The sequence below is a fragment of the Mesorhizobium sp. M00.F.Ca.ET.216.01.1.1 genome (assembly GCF_004010325.2).
Classification (GTDB): domain Bacteria; phylum Pseudomonadota; class Alphaproteobacteria; order Rhizobiales; family Rhizobiaceae; genus Mesorhizobium.
On the sequence record NZ_SADR02000037.1, the window covers coordinates 1 to 13,940 of the forward strand.

At 60.4% G+C, this 13,940-nt stretch carries 12 protein-coding genes and 3 pseudogenes; 10 read left to right on the plus strand and 5 right to left on the minus strand.

What is annotated here, in order from left to right; genetic code table 11:
- Positions 1-362: 362 nt before the first annotated feature.
- Entirely contained in the window at positions 363-1,022 is a 660-nt protein-coding gene (locus EN859_RS31740) for an isoprenylcysteine carboxylmethyltransferase family protein (RefSeq protein WP_127856578.1), read from the minus strand.
- 145 nt (positions 1,023-1,167) lie between these two features.
- Between EN859_RS31740 and EN859_RS31745 the strand changes: the two are divergent.
- Positions 1,168-1,916 (plus strand): annotated as a pseudogene (locus EN859_RS31745) (IS5 family transposase).
- A 124-nt stretch (positions 1,917-2,040) separates the two neighbouring features.
- On the plus strand, positions 2,041-3,237 hold the full coding sequence (locus tag EN859_RS31750; protein WP_127856583.1) for a PHB depolymerase family esterase: 1,197 nt from the start codon (positions 2,041-2,043) through the stop codon (positions 3,235-3,237).
- 732 nt (positions 3,238-3,969) lie between these two features.
- On the opposite strand, the gene EN859_RS31760 is transcribed toward EN859_RS31750, so the two are convergent.
- A complete protein-coding gene (locus tag EN859_RS31760) occupies positions 3,970-5,790 on the minus strand; it encodes an FAD-binding oxidoreductase (RefSeq protein ID WP_127856577.1) in 1,821 nt (606 codons plus the stop codon).
- Between the two features lie 248 nt (positions 5,791-6,038).
- On the opposite strand from EN859_RS31760, the gene EN859_RS31765 reads away from it, so the two are divergent.
- From EN859_RS31765 to EN859_RS31775, 3 genes and pseudogenes are all read left to right on the plus strand, one after another.
- A complete protein-coding gene (locus EN859_RS31765; RefSeq protein ID WP_127856576.1) occupies positions 6,039-7,058 on the plus strand; it encodes an alpha/beta hydrolase in 1,020 nt (339 codons plus the stop codon).
- Positions 7,059-7,098: 40 nt separating this feature from the next.
- Positions 7,099-7,290 (plus strand): annotated as a pseudogene (locus EN859_RS40575) (flavodoxin family protein); the annotation flags it as partial.
- Positions 7,291-7,588: 298 nt separating this feature from the next.
- Positions 7,589-8,068: a hypothetical protein gene (locus tag EN859_RS31775; RefSeq protein ID WP_127856575.1), complete on the plus strand. Its 480-nt coding sequence runs from the start codon at positions 7,589-7,591 to the stop codon at positions 8,066-8,068.
- Positions 8,069-8,140: 72 nt separating this feature from the next.
- Here the strand turns inward: EN859_RS31775 and EN859_RS31780 are convergent, their stop codons facing one another.
- Genes EN859_RS31780 through EN859_RS31790 form a run of 3 tightly spaced genes read right to left on the minus strand, consistent with a single transcriptional unit; the run spans position 8,141 to position 9,791 of the window.
- Positions 8,141-8,635: a helix-turn-helix transcriptional regulator gene (locus EN859_RS31780; protein ID WP_127856574.1), complete on the minus strand. Its 495-nt coding sequence runs from the start codon at positions 8,633-8,635 to the stop codon at positions 8,141-8,143.
- A 38-nt stretch (positions 8,636-8,673) separates the two neighbouring features.
- Positions 8,674-9,060, minus strand: a complete 387-nt coding sequence (locus EN859_RS31785; protein ID WP_127856573.1) for a hypothetical protein — start codon at positions 9,058-9,060, stop codon at positions 8,674-8,676.
- A gap of 56 nt (positions 9,061-9,116) precedes the next feature.
- Positions 9,117-9,791, minus strand: a complete 675-nt coding sequence (locus tag EN859_RS31790; protein ID WP_127856572.1) for a ParA family protein — start codon at positions 9,789-9,791, stop codon at positions 9,117-9,119.
- 601 nt (positions 9,792-10,392) lie between these two features.
- On the opposite strand from EN859_RS31790, the pseudogene EN859_RS31795 reads away from it, so the two are divergent.
- From EN859_RS31795 to EN859_RS40330, 5 genes and pseudogenes are all read left to right on the plus strand, one after another.
- Positions 10,393-10,590: pseudogene (locus EN859_RS31795) on the plus strand (plasmid mobilization relaxosome protein MobC); the annotation flags it as partial.
- Between the two features lie 170 nt (positions 10,591-10,760).
- The gene (locus EN859_RS31800; protein WP_127856571.1) at positions 10,761-11,714 is read left to right on the plus strand and encodes a hypothetical protein; all 954 of its coding nucleotides are present in this window, start codon (positions 10,761-10,763) and stop codon (positions 11,712-11,714) included.
- A 6-nt stretch (positions 11,715-11,720) separates the two neighbouring features.
- Complete coding sequence (locus EN859_RS31805) at positions 11,721-11,927, plus strand: hypothetical protein (protein ID WP_127856570.1); 207 nt, start codon at positions 11,721-11,723, stop codon at positions 11,925-11,927.
- Positions 11,928-12,052: 125 nt separating this feature from the next.
- Positions 12,053-12,307: a GNAT family N-acetyltransferase gene (locus EN859_RS38810; protein WP_210237733.1), complete on the plus strand. Its 255-nt coding sequence runs from the start codon at positions 12,053-12,055 to the stop codon at positions 12,305-12,307.
- Positions 12,308-12,761: 454 nt separating this feature from the next.
- Complete coding sequence (locus EN859_RS40330; protein WP_189502366.1) at positions 12,762-13,904, plus strand: calcium-binding protein; 1,143 nt, start codon at positions 12,762-12,764, stop codon at positions 13,902-13,904.
- Positions 13,905-13,940 lie beyond the last annotated feature (36 nt).

Genomic DNA, 13,940 nt, shown 5'->3' on the forward strand with positions numbered 1-13,940 from the left:
TCCGGCGGTTGCGGGTTTGTCTTTAGAATCAGTCGCTTGAAACTAAAGCGTACCTGAAACCGCCGGGCTTTGCCCGTGGAAATATCGCGATTTCTCTAATAAATTCAGATGCTTGCCCTTTATGGACACGCACTAGACTAGGGTCAGGACCTATTAATCTGGCATCAACTGCCAAGAGCCATCGCTTTCGGAATAGGCCTCGAACGGCAACTTCCCGCCATTATGAGATTAGACCAAGGTCTCAAAAGCGCCAATTGCAGACATCGGAACCAAAACGTGAGCCTAAGGGACCACGGCAAAAATTAGCTGCATTGGCAGGCCGCGACGACCTTCGAAGCACGCTTCCTAAGGAGGTTTGGCTCTCACCAAATACCCGGGAGAAGCCGCCATCGGACCCGCGCGGCGTAATCCGAATAGCCCGCAAGCTCCGCGCGAAGAATTCGGTCCTCCGTGATGGTGCGGTAGAGCAGAAACGGCAGGCTAAAGAGCACAACGAGCGCAGCCGCAAGCCACGATCCGAGCGCGGGTCCGCTTGCCGCTATGATCAGAAATCCAGCGGTGTAACCAGGGTGGCGGACGAAGGCATAAGGCCCCGTGCTGACGACGTGCTGGCCGCGGTCGGCCTGGATCCGAATGACTGAGGAGAAAAACCGGTTCACACGCATAGCCCATAGTGCAAGGGCGTAGCCGGCCGCGACCGTGAACAGGCAAACGCCCTGAAGCCAATCGGGCACGTTGTCGCTCCAATGGAAACGGCCACGGTCAAGCCCCGCAACGATCCAATGCATGAACAGAACGAGCGAAAAGACCCTCAGCGAGAGCGGCGGCTTCTTGCCACCCGGCCGCATGCGTTCGCGCAGGAGGTCCGGATCGAGCGCCGCGAACGAAACGATCATGACGACAGCGAAGATTGCGAGATAGGCCCAAAAGCCCGGGACAGCGATCGTGCCGGCCGCTGAGAACAATGCGGCGGCCGCGGCGACCACAAACAAACCTGCCTTGAAGTAAGCCGAGACGGGCATCCGCTGCCTGCCACCTCAAAGGAGACGCGAAGTACGGTGTCCAGTTTACCCCGATGTCTGGCTTGGGCCAACAGGGGACGGTGGCATTTGCCACTTGCGGCGGCATCGACGGATTGATTCAATGGTTGCGCGAGGAGGCGCTGCCATGAGTGATTTGATGCTGTTGTCTGAGGCGCAGATGCGCCGCATTAAGCCATCCATTGTCGCACGGTATTCCGCGAGTGGACGACCGCCGGATCATCAGTGGTATTGTCTTCGTTATTCGGAACGGATTGCGCTGGCGCGACGCGCCTAAAGAATATGGTCCCCACAAGACGATTTATAATCGCTTCATCCGATGGAGCAGGCTTGGTGTGTTCTGTCGAATCTTAGCCGAACTCGCAGCCAGACGCGGCAAGCCGGAACAATTGATGATCGATGCTACCCATTTGAAAGCACATCGGACGGCAGCCAGCCTGTTAAAAAAGGGGATGTTCCTAGACGTATCGGGCGGACCAAAGGTGGTTTGAATTCGAAACTACACGCGGTGTGCGATAGCCAGGGCCGACCTTTGATCATGTTGCTAAGCGAAGTCCAGATGAGCGATTTCAGAGGGGCCGCGCTTATGCTCAAAGCCTTGCCCAAGGCCAAAGCAATGCTTGCAGACAAGGGATACGAGGCCGACTGGTTTCGAAAGGCGCTGGCTGATCGCAGAATCACCGCCTGCATTCCGTCAAAGGCCAACAGAAAGGTCCCAATCCCGCACGATGTTGTGCTCTACAAGCAACGTCACAAATCGAAAACATGTTCGGAAAACTCAAAGACTGGCGTCGTATTCACACTCGATACGACCGCTGCGCCCACACCTTTTTCTCAAGCATATGCATAGCAGCGGCCGTGATCTTCTGGCTCTGATTAGTGAGTCCTGACCCTAAGTCATCGTGCGCTTGTTATTGTGCAGTGCAGCAACGATATTGCTGCATGTGCGTTGTGCGCAGCGCTGCCGCCATTTTTGGCGGCCGGAACAAAGGATACTAATTTGCGAAAAATCTCCGACACGATCACCCGCCTTGCGGCATTCCGCGCCGGGCAGAGTTTTCAAAGCCACGGCCAAGGCCGCGATCGGTTATCGGATCTGGCGGATTTCGGCTCCAATCCGGGCGCCTTGCGGGCGAGGATCTACGTTCCGGATGCTTTGCCTGAAGCGGCGCCTCTTGTCGTGGTGCTGCATGGCTGCATGCAGACCGCAGCCGGGTACGACCATGGTTCCGGCTGGTCGCAACTGGCCGACCAGGAAGGTTTTGCCCTGCTGTTTCCCGAGCAGCAACGCGCCAACAATCCCAACCTCTGCTTCAACTGGTTCGTGCCCAGCGATACAAAGCGGAACGGCGGAGAGGCCCTTTCCATCCGCCAGATGATTGAGGCGGTTGTCGCTGAAGATGGCCTCGACCGTAAGCGTATCTTTATCACCGGCCTCTCCGCCGGAGGCGCCATGACATCGGTGATGCTGGCTTGCTACCCGGAGGTCTTCGCCGGTGGCGCGATCATCGCCGGCCTGCCGTATGGGAGCGCAAAGACTATCCCGGAAGCCTTCGACCGCATGCGCGGTCATGGCGCGCCCTCGGAAAGGCAATTGCAGAAGGCCCTGCGCGGTGCCTCGCCGCACAAAGGTCCTTGGCCTTCTATATCGGTCTGGCACGGCTCCACCGATCAAACCGTAGCATCCTCCAATGCTGATGCCATCGTCGGACAATGGCGAGCCATTCACGGGCTCGATGCACGTTCAGTCCGATCAGAAATTGTGGATGGTCATTCACGGCGTGTCTGGTGCAATGCCCAAGGGCAGGAAATCATTGAGGAATATCGCATCGCCGGAATGGGCCACGGTACGCCGCTTGATACGGCCGGTGACGCGGCGCTGGGCGCTGAGGGACCGTTCATGCTCGACATCGGCATCTCGTCCACCTCGCATATTGCGCGCTTCTGGGGCATAGCGAAGTCAGGTAGGAACCGGGCGGCGAAAACCAGGCCGGTGAAAGCCAACGGCGAGACTCGCTCTGCCCGTCTCTCAACTACTTTGTCGATGCCCGAAATCGAGATTCCCAAAATGCCACACCCTGCGCCACGCGCTGCGAGGGGAAATGGTCCACCTTCTCAGGAGCCCAACTCCGCCGCAGAGATCCGAAAGGTTATAGAGGATGCCCTGCGATCGGCTGGCTTGATGCGGAATGTCTGAACCGAGGCTCCTGCTGACCGACCTGAGGTCTCTGGCGCGCCCGGATGCAGTGCGCTTGAGCGCTGCATTCGGCTTGACGGCAGCCGAGGACACCAACCGACCATGCGCGCCAAATGCGGAAGTTGGGTAGGCTACCTGCCGACGTTTGCGCCGAACGCAGCCAATGTCACGAGTCGAGTCCGAAGCGATCTATAGATCGGGGCACAGGGGAACGGCAACTTGGAAGCCATTTTGTTATTGTTGCGTCTCAGGTCCCCACAAAGCGTCAGGAGATTCCGCCGAATTGTTCGTCCGTTCAAACTTGGAGCATACCGATTTCTTCGTCCCCTGTGCGACGTCCGCCCATCCGGCGAGTCGCTGAACGTCGGCGACGGTCTGCTTCGCCTCTTGCCCGACCGGCCCGTCGCCGATCCGGATGGGTATCCGAGGGTGCTAGTCGATCTGTGGCCCATGGCCTATCGCTTCAAGAAGGGGCATCACGTCACAGTGCAGGTTTCCAGCGGCGCCGCGATTTGCGCGAAATCTGGGAACGGGGGAGCCGCTCAGAACGGCGACCACGATGATGGTGGCTGAGCAGAGCATCTTCCGCGACCCGGCTCATCCGTCGGCTGTCATTTTGCCCATGAAGCCAAATCATTCTGCTGACCGTGGCGAACTTTCGCGCATCAAAAGTCGCACATTGAATCATGATGAGATCTGGTGGAGGTGTCCGCTGAGGTTCCATCGCCAATGTCAGGTCCCTCTCGTGAAGCCGTCGGCGCTCCAGCGTTCACTGCCCACGCCGTGATGCACGAAGAAGAGGCCGGCCGGGTCGTATTTGTCCTTCACGGCGAGGAGCCTTGCGTAGTTCGCGCCCCAAAAAGATTCCCGCCACGCCTCGTCGAAGAAATCGCTTTCCGACACATAGGAGCCGACGGCCGGCAGTTTACGCGCCTCGGTCATTGCGTTGTCGACCGCGGCTGCATGCCGGCGGGCGGTCGGCACGTCGGGCTCGTGACCGGGAATGCCGGGGTAGGTCGGCGGCCCTTCGGCGCCGCTGATGGCCAGCGCGAAGGCGTCGAGCACCGCCGGGTTCGTCGCCATGTCGTGGGCCGCCTCGATCGCCTCCGCAGAGGCGCCGGCCAGGCCCTTGTTGAAGTGCAAGGAGATGCCCCAATGCCGGGTCGCCGCGAACAGAGCATCGGCGAGACGGCCCTGCTGGCCCGGTTGCAGGAGGGAGGACGGAAGCCAGGCGGACTGATAACCGTGCAGGACCTGCCCCGCTTCCCCCACGTTGCCTGCCCAGAACAGGTTGGCTTTTGGCGCGCCGGGGCGATCGTCGGCAATCACCAATCCGGGAAGTTGCGTGAGAAATGCGGGGTCCCAGAAATTTCGAGCCGGCACCGCCATGATCATCGGCTCAGAGTCGAGGCTGAAATCCTGCGGAGCGCCTTCCAGCCAGCTCAAGAACGGCCGCCAGACCGTCTCCGCCTGCAGCTGGTCGAGCCCTTGGAACACCATTGCGATATCGAGAACGTTGCCCGGCCGGAGGCGGATCTGCTCGCCCCAATGCGGATTGAACAGCGCCGCGCCGTAGAATTCCAGGATCTGGCCGATCAGCCGGCGGAAGGCGGCGTCCGATGCCGCCTTGATCGTCGCGAACACCGCACCGAAGAACTCTGGCAGTTCGTGTGTGCGCAGCGTAAGCCGCGTTACCACGCCGAGGCTGCCGCCACCGCCGCCCTTGATTCCCCAGAATAGGTCAGGGTTCGTACAGGCGTTGGCGATCCTCACTTCGCCATCGGCGGTAACGATCTCTGCCTCCAGCAGGCTCGCCGCGGCCATCCCGTAGGCCTTCGAGAAACTGCCGAAGCCGCCGCTCAGGATCAGGCCCGCAACGCCCACCGTCAGGCAGCCGCCGCCCTGGACGTAGCGGCCCGCCTTCGTCGTGACGGCGTCGTAAACGTGACCCCAGATCGCGCCTGCCTCGACGGTGACGGCCGGCTGCGGCGGCTGTTGCCCGGCACATCCCGTGGCGACGAACGCATCATGCAAGGCGACGGCGTTCATTTTGCGTGTCCAGATCACCACGGAATCGGGGGCACTGGAGGTGCCCTGATAGCTATGCCCGCCGCCCTTCACGACCAGCCGCAAATTGTTCTCGCGGGCGAAATTGACCGCCGCCACGACGTCGCTGGTCGTTCGGGCGGCCACCGCATAGGCGCTCGGCTGAGACGTCCAGCCATCGACCCAGCCGAGGGTCTGCGTCAGCCCGACCTCGTCGCCAAGGTAATAGGGATTCTTCAGTTCCTTGAAGACATCGGCGCAGCGGGGGCTCGACGGCGCTTCCATGCACGCGGCGAGCGGTGAGCGAACCTTTACGAGTTGGCCCTCGACCTCCTGGTTAAGCCGGTCCCAACTTGCCTGGGACGGCCATTCCGGGTCAGTCGGACGGACGCGCGACATCGAACGGTCTGCTGCCGTCGCCTGGATCGGGCTGAGCACCCACGACCACAAGCTGTGCAGGAAGGGGAGGGCTGCTGCGGTTGTTCGCAATAGACGTCTTCTGTTCATTTGACCCCGTCCTTAGCCCGAAGGCCCGTGTTCGATGGCCTGGAGATAGGCTACCGCCGCCTCGGCGCATCCGCAATGATCGCGAGCGAGGCTTGCACCGCGGCACCGCGCTTAGGTTCCTTGCCTTGCCGTGGGTGCGCCGACCGACCGACCCGCCCTGGCCTTCCCCAGCATAACGCGATCGGTTTGAGGTACATCAAGGCGCCCCGGACTCAATCGAATAGGATGGCACAAAGTGGATTTCGAGAATGGCGGTCATGGTCGGGATCAGATGGTTGTTATTGGCGGTCTCCATCGTTGTGCTGGCCGCCGGCGGACTGGTTTTCCTGTCCTACAACAATGAGATCAGCCGCGCGCGTGCCGCGGTCGAGAGCGGAGCCAAGGTCGCGAAAACCGCCGCCGGGCCGATCGAATACGCTGATAGGGGCGATGGCATTCCGCTCCTTTCTATCCACGGTGCGGGTGGCGGATGGGATCAGGGTTTGGCCAACGTTGCCGATCTCGTCGGGGACGGCTTTCGGGTCATCGCCCCGTCGCGTTTCGGCTATCTGGGAACATCAATCCCCTCCGTTGCTTCGCCCGCCGCTCAGGCCGACGCGCATGCGGCGCTGCTCTCCTCACTTGACGTCGACAAGGTCATCCTTGTCGGCATCTCGGCTGGCGCGCGCTCGGCAATCGAACTCGCTCTTCGCCATCCGGATAAGGTGGCGGCGCTCATTCTGATCGTCCCCGGAACATACGCGCCCGAGAGCCCCGTCATGGTCGAGGGCAGTCGTGGCAGCGCGTTTGTCTTCTGGCTGGTCAACGCCGGAGCTGACTTCGCCTGGTGGGCGACCGAGAAGATTGCTCCGTCGGCTCTCATCCGTTTCATCGGCGTGCCGCCGGAATTGGTCGATGCAGCCTCGGAAGAAGAGCGGAATCGGGTGATGACCATCGTTCGGAGCATCGAACCGCTTTCGCGGCGCTTCCCCGGCATCAACATCGACAGTACGCCCGATCTCCAACGCCTGCCTCTCGAAAAGATCGCCACGCCAACTTTGGTCATGTCGGCCCGAGATGATCTGTTCAATACGCTGCCCGCGGCTGAGTTCGCAGCGAGCACGATTCCAAACGCAAAGTTGGTCGTCTATCACACTGGCGGGCATCTCCTTGTGGGGCATGAGGAGGACGCAAGGGAGGTGATCGGCGACTTTCTTGCCCGGGCCGGGGTGGCGCCGTTGTCCAAACCTCCCCTGGCCGCGGCAGCCCGGCCACAGCCGCCGCTTTGAAACGGTCGCGACCTTCCAGGACTATGGAGAAACACATCAGATGACCAGGCGCATCGCTATTGTCCAGGGCCATCCAGACCCGGCTGGCCAACACCTCCTTCACGCTATGGCCGACGCTTATGCCGAAGGCGCGACTGCAGCGGGGCACCAGGTACGCCGCGTCGAAGTGGCCAAGCTCGACTTTCCACTGCTGCGTACGATCAAGGATTTCGAGACCGGGGCGTTGCCGCCAAGCGCGCGGCCGCAAACTGTGGTAGGAGCTCGTAGCACATATCTTGGTCGCCCAGAGTGCCTTGTTGAGGCCATGCCGGCAAAGGCGGAAAGATGTCGGCCTACACGCGTTGGCCCGTGGACAAGTGTGTAATTGCCCCTTGGCGTACTCGGAGGTTAGGGCATGTGGAACGATGTCGCTATCGCAGTGTTAAATGGTGAAAAGAGGGACGCAGTACGGTGGCTGATCTCAAAGAGACGGCATTTGTCGCGCGGCTCGCGGCACGCGGCACGGGTTCTCAAGGGACGCGGTAGAAACCGTGCTGCGTGCCCTGCGCTCGGGCGGCGGTTCCATGGCCCAGTTCAGCCATGCCGAATTCGGCGGGATGTCGCAGTGGTCATCAGGCATGACAATGGTCGGCGACATGTTCAACGATGCGCTAAGGGCGAAGCTGAACGCTGTGGCGACGGATCTCGCAGCTTATCTGCGGGAGAATCCTGAGGTGGCCCGTAATGAACCTGCCGAAGTGAGCTATAGATCGCAGCAGCAGGTAGCTAAAAGTTGGCCGAGCGGACTCGGCACACCCTCATCGACCGGATCGCAGAACCATCTGCGCTACGCAATCTATCCCGAAGCGCGGCGACTGGTCATCGAGGATGCCGGGCAGCGTACGATCTACGACACCGGCGATCACGTCATTTCGGGGATCGCCCAGGCGCAAAGTACGGATGCGTCGCTGACATTCCGCAGCCAGAACGGCCTTGTGCGGCTGTCGGAGCTGAAGAAGGTCGATGCTTAAGGTGTGGCCCTATTTGACTAATGCGCTGCGGTGATGCTCGCGCCCCGCGCCATTCACCGCAGCGCGAGGTGCCTAAAGACGTCCTTCTTCGCCTCTTTGCGTTTCCGCCGCTCCGTCTGCGGCCCGTTCGAGCGCAACCATTTTCTTGACCAGGGCAAGCAGATCGCGCTTGGTGCCGTGCGGCAGGGACACGACCTGTTGCGCGAGCTCCATGGTGTCGCGCGCTTCCTCCGGCGTGCGGCCCCATAGATGCGGGGCAGCGCTGAACAGCATTTCCATTGGCATGAATCCGAGGATTTCGCACAGGTGGATCATGCGCGTGACGTGCATTTTTGAGAACGCGCGTTCATAGCGGCCATAAACCTGCATCGAAAGGCCAAGCAAGGGCGCGAGCTCGGCGCGCGTCAGATCCTTGTCCTCGCGCGCCTTGCGGATGAAGGTGGCAATTCTTTCATCGAGCTCGCCGAGGGTTTTGATGCCTTCGAACCCCGGGCGGCGGAAAACAGGCTTGTCGATCTCGGGGTCGATCGTCTCAACCAATTCCATTTTGTTTTTATAGGCGTCCATATCCTTAGGCACGTCCCCTCCCTCCCACTGAGAGAATATCAGCGCGCCCTGGCTGCAACCATTCGCCAAGTACCCGGCTTGCCCTCGAACACAGCTTCGACAAGTTTTTCCCCATCGACCCACCCCAGCTGCGCCAGGAGTTCGCACGCGATAGAATCTTTGCCCATACTAATACATCGCTTCACGGCAACCGTCGATCCAATCCCGTGCATTGAGATATCCCAATTGGATAAGCGAAAGAGCTCGCCTTTGGCAGTTTCGTTCGATGGCCGGATGCCCGCATCGAGATCGGATTCCATAAGCCCGTTCAATGAGGAGGCGGCTTTTGAGCCTTCACCAAAGTCGAAGCCTTGGCGACCGACCAACGGTGCGGCATAGATGCCAATAAGGATACCGATCCCGAGCAGGAGACTTCGACCGCTCACGGATCAATAGCCGTTGTCTCGTAGAAACTGGTCGATGGCCGCCTTTATGATCACCGTCATCTTGATATCGTTGAAAGGGCCGCGACCTCGGCGCGGCCCTTTATGACCGGGTCGGTCAGTTCGAGCATCTGCAAGGTGCCGAGGCCGTTGCGGATTTCGCGGTAGCAATTTCTTTCGGTGAGCTCGGTATCCATCAGCGTCGATTCATAGCCACTATCGCGAAGATTGGCGATGAACGGACGGATCAGCCTGTAAGCCTCGAGAAAACGGCCAGGAAGTGCGATGCGCGTCACCACGTTGACGTGCGGAATCGTGCGCCGCTGCCTGTCGCCAATATCCGCGGTCACGGTGGCGGCTTCACCGGCCGCCTTGATTTCATCCTGGTTTGGCTGAAGTGGTGTCAGCACCAGGTCGGAGTTGCGGATGATCGTATCGCGGATGACGCTGTCGACGCCCGGTGAGTCCATCAGGATTACGTCATAGACGCCGTCTTGTTCGGCCAGCACGGTTTCAATGCTTCGCTGGGTTGCCGCGCTGTGCAGCTCGATGTTGGCCGGAAGATTGTCCTTGGCCTCGCATCGCTTCCACCATTCGGCGAGGTTTTGGCGCGGATCGGCGTCAATCAGAAGCACCCTCTTTCCATGAATAGCGTACTCGCCGGCAACGAGGATAATGACCGTCGTCTTCCCGGCGCCGCCTTTGCCGCTGATTGCGCAAATTCTTCGAGGCATGTCTGATCCCTCTTTTGCCGCAACCCCCAAAGGCGAACGCGGCAGGCCGTCGCCACGCTCGTGCCTCCTCAACAGCATTTCCAAACGATGTGTTGCTTGGTTTCGCAAGGCGTTTTTACACGGCGGGATTAAGCCTCACTACCCCAGGGTGTGATACTTCAATCACATCTTGCTTTCACATCGTAACGTCATGGCATGTGAACACACCGTGTGAGCCAGTCGTGTGAAATTAGATCACCGAGCGCTGGCGTTGAGCAAACCCTGGAGCCCTCGCCAGTCGACGCAATTTTCCCTCGTTTGGCCAAAGGGGCCGTCAGCGCCGCCGCAGGCCTTCCCGCTCCTTTCGTGGTGAACCCCGGAGCCGCGCGAAGGCCGTCTGTGACGCTCGCACGCAGTCCGCCAGGGCGAAGAGCGGAGCGTCCCTTGCGGGCGAGTACGAGGGGCACACAAAGGCCGACAAAGCGGTCCTGGAGGTGAACCCTGGAGAGCGTTTTAGCGTTTCATGGGCAGCGGACGAAGGCCGTTGCCCATGGTCGCGATAAAGTCGAGCGACGTGTGGGCCGCGCGAAGTTTTCCTCCGTTGAGTGCGAATTTCACGTCTATTGATGGTGGCACCGCGAAATTCGAGGTCCGGCTCGAGCCGGACCGGAAGGGTCGGATGGTGCATGCCCGCGTCGGCGCGGACGAATATGCGGCGATCGAAAAGGCCGCGAAGGCGGCCGACATGACGGTTTCGGGATTTTTCCGGTCGCTGATCCTCGAAGGCGCCGGCGTACGACCAATCCTGACTAAGGATGAAGCGAGGCAGCGCAGGGACGGTACGATGCCAAGCGGGGCGGCCGGCGCAGTCTGGCGAAGGCCGAAAGAAGCCGGGAGTATGCCATAAAGGTAACGCAAAGTTGGCAGAAAATTGCGCTCGCCAGCGGTGATCGGCGTGTTGCCGCTTATGCGGAACAGCTGCGGGATCATTTGACAGCAAGCCTTTCGGCGGGTCAGGCAGGAGCGAGCGCAAATGTCGTCCATGCAGATTTCGGCTCAAAATTCCGCGCCAATCTGGTAACATTGCAGAAAGTCGTTTTGGAGGGTCAGGAAATGCGCGAGACGACGCGGGCAGAGTTTGAAGCATATGAAAAGAAGGTCGAGACGGCCTTATTCCGGCTGGAACGGAGCGTCGGTCCGGACGAGCGAGACGACTTTGATGAAGTCGCGTCTGTCGCCCGCGAGCATGTGAACGGCCGGCGCGAGCTCATGGAACTTTACGAGATGAAGGGCCAGGCACAGGCGGAGCAGGGAACTGCGACCGAGCGAGACAAAGGCCAGGAGCGTCGAGACGATGCGAATGAACAGTGGGATGCGGCAGTCGCCAAACACGGTGAGGCGGTTGTCGAGGCGGCAAATGACATTCTCTTGGACATCGAAACCGGTCGCGAGGGTTTGGATAGAATTGAGGCCGGTGAGCTTTCCAACGATCCAAGGGTATTGCGAGCTGATATCGAGCGCGGACTGGCACGCGCGGGGGAGCTTGCCGTCCAGGGCAACACCTATATGCGCGAGGTAGCCGAGAAGGATCCGGAGCTCAAGCGCGCTATCGAGGCAGCAGAACATACCGACGAACCGCCGACAGAAGACAAAGGCAATACCCCGGCCAATGTCGATGCCGTGAGCGAACAGCAGCGAGATCCTCGCCCCGAGGAGGCCGAGCGGCGGCCGGACGAACCGGCCGAGCAGGCTCACGAACTGGCGTCGACCGTAGATGCTACAAATCGGCTGCAGGATAAGGTAACCAGGGACAAGGAGGCCGCACAACGAGGCGGTGAAACGACGCGGACCGATCCGGCGCAACAGCATATTCCTCGCCTCGAGGAGTTGGAGCGGGAGGAACTAGAAAGAAGGGAACGCGACCGCGACGACCGGGACCGTTAATGGACCATGTTTAATCGACAGGATTACGTCTATCAGAGCAGCGACCCGAAGGGTGACGAGGGGTTTGGCAAGGTATTTGCCATCGTCATCTGTTTCGTTTTCTTCCTGGGTGCACTGCAGGTTGCTTATGAAACGGTGTCTGGCTGGTACCAGAACGTCATGCAGTGGGGCAGCGAAACGCTGGCGTTTTTGGCCGGCTTTTGGCCGTTCTGATAGTTGCGGGCCCCTGGCACTCAAGTCTTAGGACAAGGATAAGAAAATGGCAGTAAAACGAACCGGAGTCCTTATTCGAATACGGTTGAACAAAGCGGACTTAGGTCGAAAATCGGATATGACGAATGGGCGACGTTGTGACCGTCAGAACTGCAGCTCTAGGCGATGCGGCGGAAATTCAGGCGATCTATTCACCTATCGTCGAGCACACCGCAGTAACGTTCGAGGAGGTGCCTCCCACCATCGATGAGATGGCTGGGCGGATCGAAGAAACGCTCCTTGGTTATCATTATTTGGTTGCCGAACGGGGCGGTCGTGTCATTGGATTTGCCTACGCCGCCCCCGCATCGCACCCGTGCCGCATACCGCTCATCAGTTGACGTGACCGTCTATGTCGCGGAAGGGGCACACCGGATAGGCGTTGGGCGTCAACTGTATGGAGCGCTGCTTCCCGATCTAGCAGGACGAGGTTTTCACGCGGCTTTCGCCGGTATCGCCCTTCCTAGTAGGGTCAATACCCAATCACTCTGGACGATCGAGCTCGGACCTTTCCCGGACGTTTGAAGCGCCGGACGCTTCCAAAGCCCGATGCAAAGGCGATCTGGGAGTGCGATAGAGACGTCTCACCTATCAACCGTTTGACTTTCTGAACTCTCTGTAGCCGCCACCTGCGTTGGGCTTGCCCCAACAGGTTTCGCGAACAAGCGCGCGAATCAACTTCTGCAACGGCGACGGCTGAAAATTGCCCGACGCAGCTCTCGGATGGGTAGCGACCTGGTGATATCTTCGCTTCGGGCGCCGGGCTTGCTCCATCCTTCGAGGGAGGACATTCTCATGGCCATCATCAACGGCGACGACCTTGCCAATGTGCTGATCGGCACCAACGCGGCCGACACGATCAGAGGGCTCACTGGGGACGACACGCTGTTCAGTTTGGCCGGACATGACCTGCTCAACGGCGGCAACGGCGCCGACATCATGAGCGGCGGACCCGGCGACGACCTCTATATCGTCGACAATGGCGCAGACACTGTGATCGAAAGCCTGAATGAGGGAACGGACCGGGTCGAGAGCTCGGTCACCTTCAGCCTGAACGTCCCCGGCGCCTTCGACGTCGAGAACCTGACGCTGACGGGCAGCCTCGAGATCAATGGCCTGGGCAATGCGCTGAACAACAGAATCGTCGGCAACGATGTCCACAACGCGCTCTACGGAAGGGCGGGACACGACAGCCTCTTCGGCCTCGGCGGCAACGATTACCTCGAGGGCGGAGCCGGCTCCGATACGCTGAACGGCGGACAAGGCGCTGACATCATGCGGGGCGGTGACGGCAATGATACCTACGTGGTCGACAATGCCGGCGATACGGTCCGTGAAGAGGTCGGCGCGGGTCACGATAAGATCGTGAGCTCGGTCAGCCTCGATCTGCGCGTCGGATACCTGGTGAATGTCGAGAACGTGACGCTGATTGGGTCGGCAGATCTCAACGCGAGCGGCAATGGGCTCAGCAATACCATCGTCGGCAACGCCGGCGACAACCTGCTGATCGGATACGACGGAAGCGATCAGCTGCGCGGAGGGGGCGGCAACGACGTGATCCACGGCGTCGAGGGCAACGACCTCATCAACGGCGATGAGGGCTTCGATTCGATCATAACAGGCAGAGGGTTCGACAGGGTCGTCTTCGACACGCCGCTCGCTCCCGACAACATCGACGCGGTCCAGGATTTCGATACGCTGCGCGACCTTTTCCTGCTGGACCACGCCATATTCGGTGCGCTGGCGCCGGGTGCGGTGCCGGCAGACGCCTTCGTCATCGGCACGGCAGCCGCCGACGCCGACGACCGCCTCGTCTACGACGCCGCCAGCGGCTGGCTGTCATACGATGCGGACGGCTTTGGCGGGCTCGAGCAAACGCTGTTCGCCGTGGTGGCGGGCGACCTTCCGTTTACCGGCTCGGACTTCTGGGTGATATAGCGCCCGCTACGGCTCGCCCACCCGACTACACATTCG